The sequence below is a fragment of the Ralstonia sp. Ralssp110 genome (genome assembly GCF_047325135.1).
Classification (GTDB): domain Bacteria; phylum Pseudomonadota; class Gammaproteobacteria; order Burkholderiales; family Burkholderiaceae; genus Ralstonia; species Ralstonia mojiangensis.
Map to the genome: position 1 here is coordinate 1,148,966 of NZ_CP168610.1, position 17,964 is coordinate 1,166,929.

At 63.8% G+C, this 17,964-nt stretch carries 19 protein-coding genes and 1 tRNA gene; 10 read left to right on the forward strand and 10 right to left on the reverse strand.

Features of this window, described 5'->3' with window-relative positions; genetic code table 11:
* Positions 1-191 precede the first annotated feature (191 nt).
* The 8 genes from ACEN9T_RS14065 to pcp all read left to right on the forward strand — a co-directional run bounded on the left by ACEN9T_RS14065 (position 192) and on the right by pcp (position 7,784).
* Positions 192-1,406: a multidrug effflux MFS transporter gene (locus tag ACEN9T_RS14065; protein WP_413708025.1), complete on the forward strand. Its 1,215-nt coding sequence runs from the start codon at positions 192-194 to the stop codon at positions 1,404-1,406.
* Between the two features lie 275 nt (positions 1,407-1,681).
* Entirely contained in the window at positions 1,682-2,329 is a 648-nt protein-coding gene (gene pxpB, locus ACEN9T_RS14070) for a 5-oxoprolinase subunit PxpB (protein WP_092969399.1), read from the forward strand.
* Entirely contained in the window at positions 2,326-3,375 is a 1,050-nt protein-coding gene (locus ACEN9T_RS14075) for a biotin-dependent carboxyltransferase family protein (RefSeq protein WP_413708026.1), read from the forward strand. The genes pxpB and ACEN9T_RS14075 overlap by 4 nt, the downstream gene beginning before the upstream one ends.
* Before the next feature lie 19 nt (positions 3,376-3,394).
* The gene (pxpA, locus tag ACEN9T_RS14080; RefSeq protein ID WP_092969405.1) at positions 3,395-4,138 is read left to right on the forward strand and encodes a 5-oxoprolinase subunit PxpA; all 744 of its coding nucleotides are present in this window, start codon (positions 3,395-3,397) and stop codon (positions 4,136-4,138) included.
* A 54-nt stretch (positions 4,139-4,192) separates the two neighbouring features.
* On the forward strand, positions 4,193-4,930 hold the full coding sequence (locus ACEN9T_RS14085) for a DUF969 domain-containing protein (RefSeq protein WP_316889600.1): 738 nt from the start codon (positions 4,193-4,195) through the stop codon (positions 4,928-4,930).
* 3 nt (positions 4,931-4,933) lie between these two features.
* A complete protein-coding gene (locus ACEN9T_RS14090) occupies positions 4,934-5,890 on the forward strand; it encodes a DUF979 domain-containing protein (protein WP_413708027.1) in 957 nt (318 codons plus the stop codon).
* A gap of 142 nt (positions 5,891-6,032) precedes the next feature.
* Complete coding sequence (locus tag ACEN9T_RS14095; protein ID WP_252691053.1) at positions 6,033-7,058, forward strand: TRAP transporter substrate-binding protein; 1,026 nt, start codon at positions 6,033-6,035, stop codon at positions 7,056-7,058.
* A 78-nt stretch (positions 7,059-7,136) separates the two neighbouring features.
* Entirely contained in the window at positions 7,137-7,784 is a 648-nt protein-coding gene (gene pcp, locus ACEN9T_RS14100; protein WP_092969417.1) for a pyroglutamyl-peptidase I, read from the forward strand.
* Positions 7,785-7,809: 25 nt separating this feature from the next.
* Here the strand turns inward: pcp and ACEN9T_RS14105 are convergent, their stop codons facing one another.
* The 4 genes from ACEN9T_RS14105 to ACEN9T_RS14120 form a co-directional block, all read right to left on the reverse strand.
* Positions 7,810-8,538 carry a ribonuclease E gene (locus tag ACEN9T_RS14105; protein WP_413708028.1) on the reverse strand — a complete coding sequence of 243 codons (729 nt, stop codon included), beginning with the start codon at positions 8,536-8,538 and terminating at the stop codon, positions 7,810-7,812.
* 184 nt (positions 8,539-8,722) lie between these two features.
* Entirely contained in the window at positions 8,723-9,355 is a 633-nt protein-coding gene (locus tag ACEN9T_RS14110; protein WP_413708029.1) for a DUF2968 domain-containing protein, read from the reverse strand.
* 35 nt (positions 9,356-9,390) lie between these two features.
* Positions 9,391-9,798 (reverse strand): hypothetical protein, encoded by a 408-nt coding sequence (locus ACEN9T_RS14115; RefSeq protein ID WP_413708030.1) that lies wholly within the window; start codon positions 9,796-9,798, stop codon positions 9,391-9,393.
* 314 nt (positions 9,799-10,112) lie between these two features.
* Positions 10,113-10,697 (reverse strand): LuxR family transcriptional regulator, encoded by a 585-nt coding sequence (locus tag ACEN9T_RS14120; protein WP_092969426.1) that lies wholly within the window; start codon positions 10,695-10,697, stop codon positions 10,113-10,115.
* 828 nt (positions 10,698-11,525) lie between these two features.
* On the opposite strand from ACEN9T_RS14120, the gene ACEN9T_RS14125 reads away from it, so the two are divergent.
* On the forward strand, positions 11,526-11,843 hold the full coding sequence (locus tag ACEN9T_RS14125; protein ID WP_413708031.1) for a hypothetical protein: 318 nt from the start codon (positions 11,526-11,528) through the stop codon (positions 11,841-11,843).
* A gap of 119 nt (positions 11,844-11,962) precedes the next feature.
* Here the strand turns inward: ACEN9T_RS14125 and ACEN9T_RS14130 are convergent.
* The 6 genes from ACEN9T_RS14130 to ACEN9T_RS14155 all read right to left on the reverse strand — a co-directional run bounded on the left by ACEN9T_RS14130 (position 11,963) and on the right by ACEN9T_RS14155 (position 16,877).
* Positions 11,963-12,052 (reverse strand) — tRNA-Ser (locus ACEN9T_RS14130).
* Between the two features lie 74 nt (positions 12,053-12,126).
* Positions 12,127-13,395 carry a radical SAM family heme chaperone HemW gene (gene hemW / locus ACEN9T_RS14135; RefSeq protein WP_413708032.1) on the reverse strand — a complete coding sequence of 423 codons (1,269 nt, stop codon included), beginning with the start codon at positions 13,393-13,395 and terminating at the stop codon, positions 12,127-12,129.
* Between the two features lie 7 nt (positions 13,396-13,402).
* Positions 13,403-14,008: an RdgB/HAM1 family non-canonical purine NTP pyrophosphatase gene (gene rdgB, locus ACEN9T_RS14140; protein WP_413708033.1), complete on the reverse strand. Its 606-nt coding sequence runs from the start codon at positions 14,006-14,008 to the stop codon at positions 13,403-13,405.
* Positions 14,009-14,019: 11 nt separating this feature from the next.
* Positions 14,020-14,736 carry a ribonuclease PH gene (rph, locus tag ACEN9T_RS14145; RefSeq protein ID WP_413708034.1) on the reverse strand — a complete coding sequence of 239 codons (717 nt, stop codon included), beginning with the start codon at positions 14,734-14,736 and terminating at the stop codon, positions 14,020-14,022.
* A gap of 94 nt (positions 14,737-14,830) precedes the next feature.
* The gene (locus ACEN9T_RS14150) at positions 14,831-15,745 is read right to left on the reverse strand and encodes a PP2C family protein-serine/threonine phosphatase (protein WP_092969438.1); all 915 of its coding nucleotides are present in this window, start codon (positions 15,743-15,745) and stop codon (positions 14,831-14,833) included.
* 106 nt (positions 15,746-15,851) lie between these two features.
* Complete coding sequence (locus tag ACEN9T_RS14155; protein ID WP_004630936.1) at positions 15,852-16,877, reverse strand: serine/threonine-protein kinase; 1,026 nt, start codon at positions 16,875-16,877, stop codon at positions 15,852-15,854.
* Between the two features lie 151 nt (positions 16,878-17,028).
* On the opposite strand from ACEN9T_RS14155, the gene ACEN9T_RS14160 reads away from it, so the two are divergent.
* Positions 17,029-17,964, forward strand: coding sequence for a YicC/YloC family endoribonuclease (locus ACEN9T_RS14160; RefSeq protein WP_092969441.1), 936 nt, complete (start codon positions 17,029-17,031; stop codon positions 17,962-17,964).

The window sequence follows — 17,964 nt, forward strand, 5'->3', positions numbered from 1 at the left end:
GGCCTATCGGGGCCATTTGCCGGTTCCAGCTTGTCATGCCGACGTATGCAGGTGGCACGCGCAGCCCTTGGGTGGGGCGCTCATGCAGTCTTGCACCTGGCCGGTGCGCGCACGTGGCGCGTCGCTTTGCGCTAAAGTTCTCGGTTTGCTCCGGCGCGGGGTTACCGTCCGCCGCGTCTCGTTCTCCCTTCATGACTGCTCCCGCTCCCGCACGATCCCGCATGCCCGGTCCGATTCCCGGTTGGCTCCTGCTGCTTGGCGCGCTTACGGCCATCGGCCCGCTGTCGGTCGACATGTATCTGCCCAGCCTGCCGACCATCGCGCGCGATCTGAATACGTCGTCGGCCGCGGCGGGGCTCACGCTGACCGTCTTTCTGATTAGCTTGGCGATCGGCCAGCTGATCTACGGCCCCGCCAGCGATCGCTTCGGCCGCAAGCCGCCGCTCTATATCGGCCTCGCAATGTACGTCGCCGCTTCCATCGGCTGCGCCTTCGCCAAGGACGCCACGATGTTGACCGTGCTGCGTGGCGTGCAAGGGTTTGGCGGCTGCGCGGGCATGGTCATCGCTCGCGCTGCCGTGCGTGATCGCATGGACCCGGCCGGCGCCGCACAGGCGTATTCCACGCTGATGCTGGTGATGGGGGTGGCGCCCATCCTCGCGCCGATGATTGGCGGCGCGGTGCTGCAGTTCGCGACTTGGCGGGTCATCTTTGCCTTGCTGACGGCATTTGGCGTGCTGTCGCTGGTGGCGGTGCATTACCTGATGCGCGAGTCGCTGGCGCCCGAGCAGGCGCGCAAGCTGGCAGTCGGCCACGTGCTGCGCGACTACTGGGAACTGCTGCGCGATCACCATTACGCCGCCTATATGGGGTGCGGGGCGGTGTTTCTGTCAGGCATGTTTGCGTACATCACCGTGTCGTCGTTCGTGCTGATCGACGGTTATGGGCTGACGCCGTCGCAGTACGCCTGGGTGTTCGGCAGCAACGCAGCGGGGATGATCGCCGCCTCGCGCGTGAATGTGCGGCTGGTGCGCAAGTACTCGCCGGCGCGCGTGCTGCGGCGGGCGCTGTGGGTGCCGGCCATCACCAGCGTGCTGGCAGCTGGCGCCGCCGCGGCTGGCTTTACGCCGCTGCCACTCGTACTGGCGGCGCTGTTCTGCTACGTCGCGTCGATCGGCTGCATCTCGCCCAACACCGGCGCGCTGGCAATGGCGGGGCAGGGCGCGCGTGCGGGTACGGGCTCGGCGCTTATGGGCGCCATGCAATTCGGCCTCGGCATGGTGACCGGCACGGTGGTCGCCGCCGTCGGCCAGACCGCGCTGCCGCTGCTGGGCATGATGGCTGTATGCGCCATCCTCGCGCTCCTTCTGGGTCTGCGCATCACGCGCGAAGAGCCCGCCGCCTGACCCTCCCTTCCGGTCTCGATCTACGCCTCTTGTTCTAGGGGCGTCTTCATCCTTTCATATGACTTTGGCATAACATGCCTGTCACGCTGATCGTGTCCGGCACCTATGATGGGTGCAGTCGGACCGCGTTCAGCAGCGACTTGGCCCTGAGCGACTAAGGGTTACTTCTTATACAGAATTTATCGACAATTTATTAACGTATCGCTTTCGTTTTCAAACGCGCGTCGTTTTGCTGGGATCTTCCTGCCAACGGCGCACACGAGACGGGGGTTAAGTTGCAGTGCACGATTCACCGGCTGGGCGAACTGGCGCTGTTGTGCGAAGTGCCGCCGCCGGCCACCCTGAATTGCCAGCAGCGCATCTGGGCGATGGCTTCGCGCGCGTCCAACTGGGCGGGCGTGGTCGACGTGGTGCCCGGCATGAACAACCTCACGCTCGTGTTTGGCCCGCTGGCCGATGCGCAGCGATTGACCACCCAACTGCGCGAGGCCTGGGAAGAAAGCCAGGCGCTGGTGGCCGACGGCAAACTCGTCGATATCGAAGTCGCCTATGGCGGTGACGAAGGTCCCGATCTGCGCGAAGTTGCCAAGCACACCGGCCTGAGCACGGCCGAAGTCGTGCGTCGTCACACCGCGCCCGAATACATCGTCTATTTCTTAGGCTTCCAGCCCGGTTTTGCCTACATGGGCGGGCTCGACAAGTCGCTCGCCACGCCGCGTCGCGCTGAGCCCCGCATGGCCGTGCCGGCCGGCTCGGTTGGCATCGGCGGCGAGCAGACTGGCATCTACCCGGCCGCATCCCCCGGTGGCTGGCAACTGCTTGGCCGCACAGACGCGGCGCTCTTCATGCCGCAGCGCAATCCCCCCACGCTGCTCTCGCCTGGAGACCGCATCCGATTTGTTGCCTCGAAGGTGCGCGCATGAGCTCGAAACCCCAACCCATGATCGAGATTGTGCGGGCCGGCGTGCTGGCCTCCGTGCAGGACCTGGGCCGGACCGGCTATCGCCGCTTTGGCGTGTGCACGTCCGGTGCGCTCGATCCGCTGTCGCTGTATGTGGGCAACCGCCTGGTCGGCAACCGCAGCGATGCCGCGGGCATCGAGTTCACGCTGGGCAATGCCACGCTGCGCTTCCACGCCAATGGCTTGATCGCGCTGACGGGCGCCGATTGCCGCGCCACGCTTGACGGCGCGCCGGTGCATGCATGGCGTGCCATCCCCGTGCAGCGCGGTCAGACGCTGACCTTGCGTGTGGCGCAGGGCGGTGTGCGTGCATATCTTTGCGTGGCCGGCGGCATCGATGTGCCCGAGATGATGGGCTCGCGCAGCACCGATCTGAAAGCCGGCTTCGGCGGCCTCGAGGGGCGCCCGCTGAAGGACGGCGACAGGTTGCCGGTGTTGCCTGCAGACACGACGTACGCCCCCGACATCAGCGGCGATACCGTTGCCGTGAAGGCAGCCCGCTGGACGTTCGACCGCGCGCAGAAGGACACGCCCGTCATGCGCGTGCTGCCTGGTCCCGAATACGACGATTTCGTTGCCGACGCACAAGCCGCGTTCTGGGAATCCGACTGGACGCTTACGCCCAACAGCAACCGGATGGGCTTTCGCCTTCAGGGGCCGGAACTCCAGCGCAAGAAGCAGCGCAGCGGCGATCTGCTCTCGCACGGCGTGGTGCCGGGCGTGATCCAGGTGCCGCCGTCCGGACAGCCCATTGTGCTGATGGCCGATGCGCAAACCACCGGCGGCTATCCGAAGATCGGCTCTGTCATCCTGGCTGACCAATGGCGCCTGGCGCAGATTCCGCTCGGCACGCGCGTGCGCTTCGAGCGTGTGACGCTGGAAGAAGCCGAAGCCGCCCGCGCCGACGTGGCACGGTATCTGCAGCAAATCGAAACCGCGCTGGACTGGCAGCGCCAGGGCATTCTGTCGAGCGCGCACCGCACCGCCAAGACGCGACTGAACGCCTGATGCACCGGAAGACAACATCATGACTGCAATTGATCTGAACGCCGACCTTGGCGAAGGCTGCGATACCGACGAGGCGCTCCTCACGCTGGTGAGTTCCGCCAACATCGCCTGCGGCTGGCACGCTGGCGACGTCAACACGATGCGCCAGACCGTCGGCTGGGCGCTGCGCCAGGGCGTGTCGATCGGCGCGCATCCGAGCTTTCCCGATCGCGAAAACTTCGGCCGCACGGAGATGCACCTTCCGCCGGACGAAATCTACGCGGGCGTGCTGTTCCAGATCGGCGGCCTGTCTGCCATCGTGCGGGCGCAGGGCGGCAAGCTGGCCCACGTGAAAGCGCACGGCGCGCTGTACAACCAGGCTTCGCGTGACCGGCCTCTGGCGGTCGCCATCGTGCGCGCGATCCGTGATTTCGATCCTTCGCTGGTCGTGTTCGGCCTGGCCGGCGGTGAACTGGTCAAGGCAGCGCGCGAACTTGGTCTGCAGGCCAAGGAAGAGGTGTTTGCCGATCGCGGCTACAACGCTGACGGCTCGCTCGTCAAACGCGGCACCCCGGGAGCCCTGATCGACAGCGAGGAGGCTGCGCTCGACCAGACGCTGACGATGGTGCGCGAGCAACGCGTGAAGGCCATCGACGGCACGTGGGTTCCGATCCGCGCGGAAACGGTTTGTCTGCACGGCGACGGCGCGCACGCGCTGGCGTTCGCGCGACGCATTCGGGAACGGCTTGGCAGCGAGGGCATCGCTGTTCGCGCCGGCGCCTGAGCCACGGCCCCGTTTTCCAGCGGGGCTTTTTATTAACTTGGGGGGAAGCACCACATGGGTACGGCAGTGAATCTATGGCCGCTGATCGGGGTGGTCGTCATCATCGCGGGGTTCATCCTGCGATTCAATCCGATGCTGGTGGTGGCTGTGGCCGCCATCGCCACCGGCTTTGCGGCATCGATGTCCATCGACCAAATCCTGACGGCGATCGGGACGGGCATCATCAAGACGCGGACGTTGCCGCTGATCATCCTGCTGCCGCTCGCGGTGGTGGGCCTGCTCGAGCGCCACGGCCTGCGTGAGCACGCGCAGAACTGGATCGCGCGCATTCAATCGGCCACCGTTGGCCGGCTGCTGATCGTCTACCTCGCCGTGCGCGAGCTGACGGCAGCTGCCGGTCTGACGAGCCTCGGCGGTCATCCGCAGATGGTGCGTCCGCTGTTGGCCCCGATGGCCGAAGGCGCCGCTGAAAACCGCTTCGGCAAGCTGCCGGCGCCGGTGCGTGAACGCCTGCTGGCTTTCTGCGCCGCCACCGACAACGTCGGCCTGTTCTTCGGCGAAGACATCTTCGTGGCCTTCGGCGCCATCGCGCTGATGCACACGTTCCTGCTCGGCTCGGGCATCGACGTGGAACCGCTGCACATCGCGGTGTGGGGCATCCCGACGGCGGTCTGCGCGTTCCTGATCCACTCGGTGCGTCTCAAGCGCCTGGACGGCTGGCTTGCCCGTGAAATGGGTAACCAGCGGGGCGCCGCCGGCAATACCAACACGGCTGCGGCCAAGCAGGGGTAAGCCATGATTCTGTCGATCAACTATCTGTACTGGCTGGCCGGGATCATCCTGACGATCACCGCGCTGATGACCTTTGCCGACAAGAACCATCCGCGCCGCTGGACCACGGGCCTGTTCTGGGCGATCTTCGCCGTCATCTTTCTCGTTGGCGACAAGATCCCGCCGATCGTGGTGGGCATCGGGGCCGTGGTGATGGCGCTGCTGGCCGGCACGGGTGGCGTGACGCTGGGCAAGCATGGCGAACTGCCGGCAGAAGAGCGCCGCGCATCCGCCAAGCGCCTGGGCAACCGCCTGTTCATCCCAGCGCTGACCATTCCGCTGGTCACCGTCATCGGCAGCGTGTTCCTGAAGGACATCAAGATCGGTGGCGATCTGCTGCTGGATCCGAAGAACCAGACGTTCGTCTCGCTGGGCCTGGGCTGCATCATCTCGCTGGCGCTGGCGTGCTGGTTGACGCGCGACACGCCGGTGCAGGCCATGCGTGAGTCGCGTCGACTGACGGAGTCGCTCGGCTGGGCGCTGGTGCTGCCGCAGATGCTGGCCATGCTGGGTCTCGTCTTTGCCGATGCCGGTGTGGGCAAGGCCGTGGCGCACCTGACTACCGCTTACATCAACATGGACTATCGCCTCGTTGCGGTCGTCGTCTATTGCGTGGGCATGGCGCTGTTCACCGTCATCATGGGCAACGGCTTTGCGGCCTTCCCGGTCATGACGGGCGGCGTGGGGGTGCCGATTCTGGTGGGCGTGTTCCATGCCAACCCGGCGGTGATGGCGGCTATCGGCATGTTCTCAGGCTACTGCGGCACGCTGATGACCCCGATGGCGGCCAACTTCAATATCGTGCCGGCTGCGCTGCTGGAGTTGTCCGATAAGAACGCTGTGATCAAAGCGCAAGTCCCCACCGCGCTGCTGTTGCTTACAGCCAATATCGTGCTCTTGTACTTCCTGATGCTGCACTAATCGTGTTTAATGCGTCGCGTGCGGCGCGCGTCACGCTGGCGGAATACAGCCGGCGTACGCCGCCAGACGTGATCGCCGCCCGAGGGGGTAGTCAGGGTGTGCGGTCGTTGACCTCGCATCGTGCTCTTCTCCGGGGGGATTCATGAGCAGCCAGATGACGAGCGGCCGTTCCATGTCGGGACGCCGCTTTTTTTGTGTTCTCGCAGCCAGCGCGCTGTCGTTGATTTCCGCCGCGCAAGCCAGCGCGGAAACGCTCCGAGTGGCCACGCCGTATCCGGCCCTCAATTTCCATACGCAAAACCTGCAGGCCTTCGCCAGCGCCGTCAGCAGCGCCACCAATGGCGGGCTCAAGCTCGAGGTCTATCCGAACGGCACGTTGCTCAAGCCGGCCGCCATCTTTGACGGCGTTAAAGACGGCAAGGCCGAAGCGGGCGAAGTGATGCTTTCGACGCTGGCCCAGCGCGATCCGCTGTTCGGCGTGGATTCGATTCCCTTCGTGGTGTCGGGCTACAACGATGCGCGCCTGCTGTGGGACGCCTCGCGCAGCCACATCGAAGCGCTGATGAAGGCTAACGGATTGCGTCTGCTGTACGCCGTGCCCTGGCCGCCGCAGAACCTGTATTCCGAAACACCGATCGCCCGTTTGTCCGACCTGAAGGGACATCGTTTGCGCACGTATAACGCGGCGCAAAAGCGCATTGCCGAGTTGTACGGTGCCCAGGCCGTGCAGGTGGAAGCCGCCGATCTGACCGCGGCGATTGCCGGCGGCCGGATCGACACGATGGTCACCTCGCCGTCCACCGGTCTGGAGACGAAGGCTGGCCAGCGCATGACCTATTACTACAAGGTCAACGCGTGGATCCCGAAGAACGCCGTGTTCATCAACGAGGCGCGCTTTGCCAAGCTCCCGCCGGCGATGCAGCAGACGGTGCTCAAGCTCGCCAAGGATTACGAGACGCGCGGCTGGGATTCGAGCCGCCAGACCTACGAGCGCGATGAAGCCGAACTCGCCAAGACCGGCGTGCGCGTGCTCAATCCGGACGTGACGCTGCAGGGCGATATGCGCCGCCTGGGCGAGCGTCTGACGCGCGAATGGCTGCACACCGCAGGCACGGAAGAAGTCGACATCCTGTTGAACTTCGAGAACAAGCGCAGCAAGGCAAACTGACGCCGCAACGCGCTTGGGCATGATGTTCGACGGACGTTTATCATCGTTTTTGTCTTACGCAGCAAGCAGGAGAACGTCATGCCTACCGTCCTCGTCACCGGTTTCGATCCGTTCGAGAACGAACCCATCAATCCGTCGTGGGAAGCCGTGCGCACCCTCGACGGGCAGGGAATCGCAGGCGCCGACATCGTCGCGCGCCAGTTGCCGACCATCTTTGGTGAATCCAACAAAGTGCTCGGCAAGTTGCTGCAGACGTTGAAGCCGGATGTGGTGATCGCCGTGGGGCAGGCCGGTGGCCGTGCCGAGATGGCCATCGAGCGCATCGCCATCAACGTCGACGACGCACGCATTGCCGACAACGCCGGCAAGCAGCCGATCGATATCGCCATCGCAAGTGACGGGCCGGCCGCGTATTTTTCAACGCTGCCGATCAAGACGATTGTGCGCGAACTGCGTGCGGGCGGTGTTCCTGCGTCCGTCTCGCAGACAGCGGGCACCTTTGTCTGCAACCACGTCTTCTATGGGTTGATGCATGCCATCGCCCGTCACAAGCTGCCGACGCGCGGCGGTTTCATCCACATCCCATATCTCCCGTCGCAGGCCGCCAAGCACCCGGGGCAACCGAGCATGGCGCACGACACCATCGTCACCGGCCTGCGCATCGCCATCGAGACAACGTTGCGCACGTTGCACGACGTACGCGAGACGGGCGGCCAGTTGCACTGAGCCGGCGTGGCGACACGCGCTCTGGTCAGTCCGTGAAGCGCGTATGCCGTTGCAGCTCGATGCGCACCGGCGTGCCCGGGGCCGCATAGGCTGAGGTGATCGGCGCCGTCTCGGCCGTTGCCCACTCGACTTCGATGGCCGCTGGCGCTTCGTCGTGCAATACGGGCGAGCCCTGCAACTTCGGCGGCGTCGACGCGGGCACGGCGGCCTGCCCCACGGGGCGCGGTCGCCCCGGTCTCGCCGGCAATTGCGTTACGGCCGGCGCTGCTGCAGCGATGACCGGCGTGGCAACTTCCGTTTCGTCGAGCGCCATGTCGGGTGCCTGGACCACGTTGGCTACGGCTGTGGCAACCACCTCGGATTCCGTGGCTTCGTTTGGTTCCGCCGACGCCGCCGGTGACGCAGGGGCGTGTTCGAGTGGAAGGGGTGGTACGGTCTGCGGGGCGATGGCGGCCACGGTTGCTTGATCCCACTCTGCGGCTGGCTGCCGATGCTGCCCGGTCTGCCAGCCAAGCAGCGCGGCCGCCAACGTACATGCCATGCCAACCGAGAGCGCTGTCATGCGTTGACGCCACTGCCCATGACGGGCTGTACCGGCGTCACCGCACGTGTGAGCTACCGGATCGGACGATGCGCTCACCTGTGTCGCGGCGCTGGGCTGCGCGCTGTCGAGCGCAGGCCCGAAGGGCGGCGGCATGCGCACCAAGCCCGGTAGGCGCAGGTGTCCGTCGATGATGAAGTTGGGGGATTCCAAGTCCGTCTCCGCTGATGGCCGCAGCGCGCATCCAAGCCGGCTGCGCAAGCAGGCGCCATGCTAAGCGGTGGATGGACGGTGGTCGATCAGATTGCTCTTAAGCCGAAGCGGGCTGCATCGAAGGCAGGAAGGTCGCTGGCCTGCCGCTTTTGCGCCAGGCCAGGAAGGTGAATGTCGCGGACTTTTACGGTGCCGGCGACCAGTGCGGATCGTTGAGCTGCTTTTCCAGCAGGCGGATCTGCTGCTGCAGCGATTCGACCTGGGTCTGATACGCGCGGCGCTCGATGTCCAGCGCCTTCGTCTCCTGGCGCATGGTCTGCTGTTCGGTCAGCATTTTCTGGCGCTGCGCCTGCATGATGCGCACTTCCTGGCTGAGCGATGCGGCGCGCTGCTGAGCTGCCTGGGCTTCGCGCTCCAATTGCGCCTTCTGGCCCGCCGTGACGGCGCGGCGCAGATCATCTTCGGCCCACGTCCGGGTCTGGCTGGCCAGTGTCTCGTATGCGCCTTCGGCTGGAGCGACCGACGCAAACTTGTACACACGCCACAATTCTTTGCGATACGACAGCGCGACGTAGGCCGTGGTGTCTTCGTTGACCAGCAGCAGGCTCGTGCCGTAGTCGCTGTTGTAGGTCGTGCGCAGTTCGGTCAGGCGCTTCTGCGCCAGCAATTGCTGCAGTTCAGCTACGGTGCCGCCCGATACAGCCGTGGACACTGCAGGGGCTTGCGGCGCACTGGCTTGCGCGTGGACGAGGCCGGCGCCCGCAACCGAGGCTGCGGCAACGAACGTGAGGACGGTTCGGCGGAGTACGAGAGACATCGCAAAGTTCAGAAATCGGAGGCGACGCGACTATATCAGCTTTGTGCGCCCGCCCCCGCAGCGAGCGTACCGATTTGACCTTCCGTCGCCTTTGAATCATGGCGGCGTCGCGCCTCGGCCACGATGCACTGCCATTCGCTGAAAGAAACGCGCTCGCGGAACATCTCGATCAAAAAATCGCCGACGTCCCGATGCCGCTTCGACGTGCCAAGCGCGGCTTTCAAGCGTCGCAATTCTCTCTGCAAACGCGTGACACGGGCCCGCGCCTTGGCCTGTTGCAATGAGCCGATGGGGAATGTTTTTACGGATGCTTCGGCCGCTGCCAGCGCTCGCACGAGGTCGGCGCGTTGCTGCTGAAGCGATTCAGTCGCGTCGTTGCGACTACCAACGGTATCTGGGAAAGGAGATTGCGTGTCCTCGAGGCGACCGAAGGCGTGGCGCATGTCGATGCTCCTGTATCGGGTTTAGCTACCCGACCCCCGACGCCAATCGGGGTGGCCGGGCACAAGGCAAGGTTGGCGTACCGGCGATACAGGAAACCGGCGAGCGCGAGCGCTCCCTCACCAAGGCCCGGCCATAGGAGGCGCTTGATGAACGGGCGTAAAAAAACCGCCAGCCGGCGGTTACCCGCCTGTATCTGCTCTCGGACGCCAATCCGAGGTCACGTTGTGTGCGCGACGGGCGGCAGTATAGCGCAGGGGGAGCGTGCTATTTGTGGCAGATGGTGATGCGACGGTGCTGTGATGCAGAACGGATATCAGCGGCTTTGCATCTCTTTGAGCCACAGGCTCATCAGCCCCGCGCGGCCACGCACGCCGAACTTGCGATAGACGCTCGTGATGTAAGAGTGCGTGGTCGACGTGGCCAGACCGAGCTGTTCCGCAATCTGCTTTTCTGCAGCTTCAGTCAACAGCAACTGCAATACCCTGGATTCGTGAGGCGCCAAGCGCGCCTGCAGCTGCGCCAAGGGACTGCGCTCGGCCGCCGTTCTTGTTGCGGTGACGTTACGTGCCACGCCGATGCGCAATCGGTGCTCGACGCTCCACTGTGCCGACCATGACAAATGCACATCGCTGCCAAGCTGGTGCCGATAGCGATTCTCGAAGCCGGTGCACTTTCCACCTGCCTGAACGCGACCCGCTTGCCTTTGCGTTCTGTCGCGGTCGTCCGGCGCCACGAGTTCGAGCATGGATTGCCCCAGCAGCTCGGATGGCCGATAACCGAGAATGTCTTCCCACGCTGCATTGGCGTGACGGATCCGCCCACGCTCGTCGACCAGAAAGACGCCATCTGGAAGACTATTGGCCAAAGCGATCGCGCTCACATCATTGAGGACTTCCATGGTCTGCCGCGTTTAGTTGCAATACAAAAGACCCGGTGGCCAGGCGCCGCACGCGCATTACCGATGCTTGGTCGCAATCCCAGATTGCGACGAACGGTTGCACACGGTTGTGATCATGACAATGCTGCCAGCAACTTGCCGCGCCCGCGGATATGTTGATCCGAGCCCGCTGCACTAAAAGGCAGCCTGCACGAATGGCGTCTGCTGGCGGGTTCATACCTCTAATTAGCAGGGTGCCAGTCAGAATAGCGTCTGCTATCGTTCCCGACAATATGCGGTGTCAGCATCATGCCTAATAAGAATGTTCAGCACCTGTGCGGTCCCATGGGGCTGGCGCGGGGCGAGTAACGGGGAAAACAGCAAGTCGTCTGGCCGTCTCTGGCCAAACCCGATTCGTAGACACGGGGTGAGCGGATTCTCCCTGGCCCTTGCGAGTCGGCGTTCCGCGACATTGCTTCGGCGTTGATGCGCAGGCCCTCACCAATAAGATCGGTGAGGGAACAACATACAAACGAGTCGTACTTTTTTGAAGAACGGGAAAGAGTCTTCATGCGCTCGACCAACCCCAAGCCCGGGGGGCTTGGGGCGGCGCTTGCTTCCTTGGCTTGGGAAGCGACGCCCAGCAGAGGCTGTCAGGTTATTCCATTCGAGAAAAGAATAATCAATAAGCCGGTTTCGATTTAGCGTCCGAATAATATGGATTTGATTTGCAAGGTAAGGTTGTATCAAGATCGCGGACGCTATTTCGCGGTGTTGGTCGCACCGGACACGATGTGCTCCAGCACAGGGCGAGACGCAGCCGAAGCTTTGACAAACCTAGGCCGGTCAATGGCCGAGAATCCTCTCCCTCAGTCTGCCGATTTCTCGGTAGAGCCGAAGGAGGGCAAGACGAAAAATCCGGTAGCAGGCCCCACGCCCCATCCGCGCGAATTTCCCCGCACCGTACCCACCGTAAAACGCCTACTCAACGAGCGTTTCGGCAAGGCCACCTTGCGCGAACTCTCAGAAAAGCTGGGCCTGGACGACGTCACTCCGCAATTGCTGTCCTCTTCCATCGCGGGCAATGGGGCAAAGCGCGTTCGGCTGGCCATTGCAAAGGCGCTTGGAGAAGATCCTGATGCGCTTTGGCCAATGGCGCGGCACTAACACGGCATGCGCTGTTGAAGACCTGGAACTGGCAAAAGCGGAAATGCTCGCGGAACGGCGTTGTTATTCGACGCGGCGGGGGAGTGCGGGAGAAATTGGGAGTGCCTTGGAACAAGGACTGGCGGAAGCGGTGAGATTCGAACTCACGGATGGGTCACCCCATCGGCAGTTTTCAAGACTGCTGCCTTAAACCACTCGGCCACGCTTCCTTCGTGCTGCGCTGCTCGTTGCGAGCAAGGGCGCCATTGTAACGGTACCTGGCGCAACTTGGCACCGGTTACCGTCAGTTTTCGTCGTCGGCCAAGAACAATTCCTGCAAATCGTTGAGGAATCGCTGACCCAGCTCGGTGGGCCGGATGGCGACATGGTCGCGCGTCAGCAGGCCGCGCTGCTCGGCGGCGTCGAGTTCACGCTCAATGGAGCGCAGCGGCAGACCGGTGCGTTCCTGGAACAGCGTGACCGGGAAACCGTCGGTCAGACGCAGCGCATTGAGCATGAATTCGAACGGCAGGTCGGCGACGTCGACTTCGCGCTGCTCCTGCATGACCGCCGCACCGCCGGTCGTCTCAGCCTGACGCAGATACGTGTCGGGATGCTTGTGCCGCATCTCGCGGATGACCCGGTGCGGAAAGCTCAGCTTGCCGTGCGCGCCTGGCCCGATGCCGAGGTAATCACCGAATTGCCAGTAGTTCAGGTTGTGCTTGCAGCGCTTGCCCGCCTTGGCATACGCCGATACCTCGTAGTGCTCATAGCCTGCTGCCGCCAGCCGTGCGTGAATCCAGTCCTGCATTGCAAACGCCGTGTCGTCATCCGGCAGCGCGGGCGGGTATTTGGCGAAGTACGTGTTCGGCTCCAGTGTCAGGTGGTACAGCGACACATGGTTCGTATCGAACGACAACGCGGCCTCCACATCAGCCTCGCATTCGGCGAGTGTCTGGCCCGGCAGGGCGAACATCAGGTCGAGGTTGATGTTGTCGAAATGCGCGCGGGCGATGTCGATCGCGGCGCGCGCTTCGGCGGCACTGTGGATGCGGCCAAGCGCCTGCAGGTGCGCGTCGTTGAAGCTCTGGATGCCGATCGACAGGCGGTTCACGCCGCTGGCGCGGTTGCTGCGGAAGCGTTCTGCCTCAAACGTGCCCGGGTTGGCTTCCATCGTGATCTCGGCATCGGCGTCAACCGGCAGCAGCATGCGGATGTCCGACAGCAGGCGGTCCAGCCCTTGCGCCGATAACAAACTGGGCGTGCCGCCCCCGATGAAGATCGTATGCACATGCCGGCCCCACACCATCGGCAGCGCAGCTTCCAAATCTTGCCGCACGGCAGCGAGAAAGCGCTCTTCCGGGATGCCCTGTTCCGGCTCCGCATGCGAGTTGAAATCGCAGTACGGGCACTTGCGCACGCACCACGGCACGTGCACGTACAAGGACAGCGGCGGCGAAGCGGGCAGGCTGATCTTGCCCGGCTGCAGAAAGACGGAGGTGACCTTGTCACCGGTTTCAGCGGCGGTCACGGAAGGCGTCTTGGCTGCGCCGGCGGGGTGAATCGGGATCATCGGAACTTCAGGCTTTCTCAAAGGTGCGCAGCCGTTCGACGAGCTGCGCGAGGGCTTGCGCACGATGGCTCACGCTGTTCTTCTCAGCCTTGGTCAGCTCGGCGGCGGTCTTGCCGAGATCGGGCAGCAGGAAGTGTGGGTCGTAACCGAAGCCGCCGTCGCCGCGCGGTGTGTCGATCACCTCGCCAAACCAGTTGCCTTCGGCAATGATCGGCTGTGGGTCATCGGTATGGCGCACGTAGACGAGAACGCAAACATAATGCGCGCCGCGGTCGGCCTTGCCGGCCAGTTCGCGGACGAGGCGGGTGTTGTTGGCGGCATCCGATTTCGGCCCACCCACCAATTGCGCATAGCGCGCGGAATACACGCCCGGCGCGCCGCCCAGCGCATGCACGCAGATGCCGGAGTCGTCTGCCAGGGCAGGGAGGCCGGACTCGCGGCTCGCATGGCGCGCCTTGGTGAGCGCGTTTTCAACGAACGTCGCATAAGGCTCTTCCGCCTCGGGAATGCCGAGCGCGCCTTGCGGCGTCACGTCAAACCCGAGGGTGCCCAGCAGCGCGTTGAACTCGGCCAGCTTACCGGCGTTGTTTGAGGCGAGAACGATCTTGCGCATGGCAGTGACGATCACAGGCCCAGCGCTTGTTTCTGCAGGCCGATCAGCGTGCGGATGCCTTGGTCTGCCAGGTTCAGCAGTGCATCCATTTCGGCGCGCGAGAATGGTGTGCCTTCCGCAGTGCCTTGCACTTCCACGAAGCCGCCGCTGCCGGTCATGACGACGTTCATATCGGTATCGCAGGCGGAGTCTTCGGGGTAGTCCAGGTCGAGCACCGGTACGCCATCCACCACGCCCACCGATACGGCGGCCACGAAGTCGCGGACCGGGTTGCCCACCAGCTGACCCTTTTCACGCATGACAGAGACAGCGTCATATGCCGCGACGAACGCGCCGGTAATGCTGGCCGTGCGTGTGCCGCCATCGGCCTGCAGCACGTCGCAGTCGAGATGCAGTGTGTGCTCGCCCAGCGCGCGCAGATCGAACACCGTGCGCATCGCGCGGCCGATCAGGCGCTGGATTTCCTGCGTGCGGCCGGTCTGCTTGCCGCGTGCGGCCTCGCGGTCGGAGCGCGTGTGCGTCGAGCGCGGCAGCATGCCGTATTCGGCCGTCACCCAGCCCTCGCCGCTGCCTTTCTTGTGAGGCGGCACCTTGGGCAACACGCTGGCCGTGCAGAGCACTTGCGTGTCGCCAAAGCACACCAGCACCGAGCCTTCGGCGTGGCGGGTGAAGTTGCGGGTGAGGGTGACGGGGCGGAGTTGGTCGGGCTGGCGGCCGCTGGGTCGCATGTGGGGTCTCGCTGAAGAAAACGGATAGCCCGACATGATACCGGCCCGCGCTGCGCTTAGCAGGGCGGGCCGGATGGAGGCGGTGTGACGGCGTTTAGCGTGTCAGATTGCTGGTCTTGTCGATGGCGGCGCGGATTTCCGCGATGGAGCGCTCGATTTCCTCTTCCGACATCAGCCCTGATTCGCTTTGCGGCGCGTCCAGGATGGACGTGGTGAAGGCGTTCAGCGGGAGGGTATCGGTCTGCACCGAATCCTGCGTGGTGGTCACCGCGTCCAGCTCCCACATCATGGAGATGGCGGTGGTGTTGTCGGCGGTGTCGCCGGCATTGCGCAGCGCGCGGGCAATCAGTTCAGGAATCGCCTGCGTGACCGAGAAGCTGGTGCAGGTGTCGACCAGTTCGTCTTCCTGCACACTGCCCCACAGGCCGTCGGAGCACAGCATGGCAACGTCGCCCGGCTCCAGGTTGACCGGCCCGCCGATGTCGATCAGGGGCAGATTGGGCGAGCCCAGGCAGTTGTAGATCTTGTTGCGCTCCGGGTGGTGCGCGACCTGCATCGGCAGCACACGGTCCTGTTGCAGCAGGTTTTCGATTTTGGAGTGATCGCGCGTGCGCGTCACCAGTTCGCCCTTGCGCATCAGATACATGCGCGAATCGCCGGCGTGCGCCCAGTGCAGCGAGCCACGCTGGGCCAGCGCGCAGACGATGGTCGTGCGCGGCGCATCGGGCAGGCCGTTCGTCTCGGCATAGCGGTGAATGTCGCGGTGCGCGAGCATGATGCTCTCGTGTAGAAAATCACGCGGATTGCGAATCGACGGACGTGCGTGGCGCTGGAACTGGCGCGCCATGGTCTGCAGCGCTTGCTGGGCGGCAACTTCGCCCAGGGAATGCCCGCCCAGGCCGTCGCACAGCACCATCAACATGGCATCGCGCGTGAAGCAGTAGCCCATGCGGTCCTGGTTGACGCGTCGCGCGCCTTTTTTGCTTTCTTGATAAACCGAGAATCGCATTGCGGCTAGATGAGTATTCGATGTGGAGATGCGGTGCAGCGGCAAGTCCTGCCTAGTGTTGCACCGTTTTGAAATCATACTCCGCCTATCGGCGGCGACTTGGCTGTCAACTGTCCCGGCGGCGCAACAGGCGGCTCATGAAACGTGTCGTCAACGCCTCTTTTTCTTCAGGCACCGGGCCACCCTGGGTGATGGCGGTCAGCGCCTGCAGCTCGGTCAGCGCGTTGCTTTCTTCACGCAGCACTTTTTGCAGGCGGAACACGCTCTGGGGGCGCTCTTCCGGCTTCATCTTCAGGCACCAGCCAACTAGATCGATCAGGCTGGCCGTATAGACCTTGCGCAGGCGCTCCAGGCCTTCTTCCAGCTTGTCGTCTTTCTCGCGCTGCGTGGCTTCCTGGGGCGGCGTGCCGGCCATGCAGGCATAGATGGTGGCGCCGATGCTGTAGATGTCCGTCCACGGGCCCAGCTCGTTGTGCTTGCGGTACAGCTCTGGCGCGGCAAAGCCCGGCGTGTACATCGGCTGGAAGCGCGAGGCCTCGGCGGTGAGTGTCTGCCGTGCGGCGCCAAAGTCGAGCAGGATCGGCGAAAAGTCTTCGCGCAGGTAGATGTTGCCGGGCTTGATGTCGAGGTGTAGCAGCTTGTGGATGTGGACCTCGCGCAGCCCGCTCATCAGGTCATGGAAGACCTGGCGAATGAAGCGTTCACGCAGCATCTTCAGCTTGCCTTGCTGACGCGCGGTGAGGATGTGCTCCTGCAGCGTTTTTCCCTGCTCATACGTCATCACCATGTAGACGGTGCCATTTTCCCGGAAGAAATTGAGCACGCGCACGATGGCAGGGTGGGAAATCTTGGCCAGCGACCGGCCTTCTTCAAAGAAGTATTTGAGCCCGAGCCGGAATGCACTCGCGCTTTCTTCGGGCACGACAGGAATCAATTCGCCCGGCGCACGACGCGCCAGCGAAGATGGCAGATATTCCTTCACGGCCACCGGCGTCCCATGTTCGTCGGTCGCAAGATAGACGAAGCTGAACCCCCCGCTGGCCAACTTCTTTACAATACGATAATTGGACAGCAAGGTGCCGACCGGCAACGGGGCACTGCGTGGCTGTCCTGAGCCTTTTGACTCTGTCATGGGTTTGTGTGGCGAAATGGCTGTCGGATTCTCCCTGACCAGTCCACACGTTGTAAAGCGACAAAAGGTGGGGGATTCCCCGCCAATTCCGGGCGTTAAATAACCGCCGCCGGATTTCCTGATTCGACCAAGAACAACACACCACGATTCCATGATCTACAGCATGACCGGCTACGGCGTTGCGACACGCCAGGCAGCCTTTACCGATGCCCATGGCGCACCCAGCGGGAGCGTCGCCACCGTCTCGGTCGAATTCCGCACCGTCAACTCGCGCTTTCTCGATCTGCTGTTCCGGGCGCCGGAAGAGTGCCGCGCCTTCGAGCCGGCCCTGCGCGAAATGCTGATGAGCGCACTGTCGCGCGGCAAGCTGGAGTGCCGGATTAACCTCCAGCGACAGGAAGCCGCCAGCGATGTCGCGGCGCTCAATGTGGACCTGCTGCAACAACTCGCCAAGCTGGAGCAGGCGGTCACGCGCCACCTGCCGGCATCGGGTTCGCTGCGCATGGGCGAAATCCTGCGCTGGCCCGGCGTCCTGGCCGAGCCACAACTGACACAGGACGCGCTGCGCGATGCCGTAATCGAGGCTGCCAAAGAGGCGCTCAGGCAACTTCTGGAATCGCGCCGCCGCGAAGGCGATGCGCTCAAGGCCGTGCTGCTAGACCGCGCTGACGCAATGCTCGCCATCGTCGACAAACTCACGCCGATGGTGCCGGTCCTGATCCAGCAGCATCAGGACAAGCTGACCGAGCGCCTGCGCGAGGCGTTTGGCCTGGCTGCGCCGGAAGGCACGCCGGCACTGACGCGCGACGAACTGTCCGAGCGCATCCGCCAGGAAGCCACTGTTTATGGCATCCGCATCGACATCGCCGAAGAGCTCTCGCGCCTCCAGGCGCATCTGCGCGAGACGCGCCACATTCTGGAAAAGGGCGGCCAGATCGGCAAGCGTCTGGACTTCATGATGCAAGAGCTGAACCGCGAGGCGAATACGCTCGGCTCGAAGGCCGCCGCCAAGGAGCTGGCCGACGCATCGATGGAACTCAAGCTGCTCATCGAGCAGATGCGCGAGCAGGTCCAGAACCTCGAATAA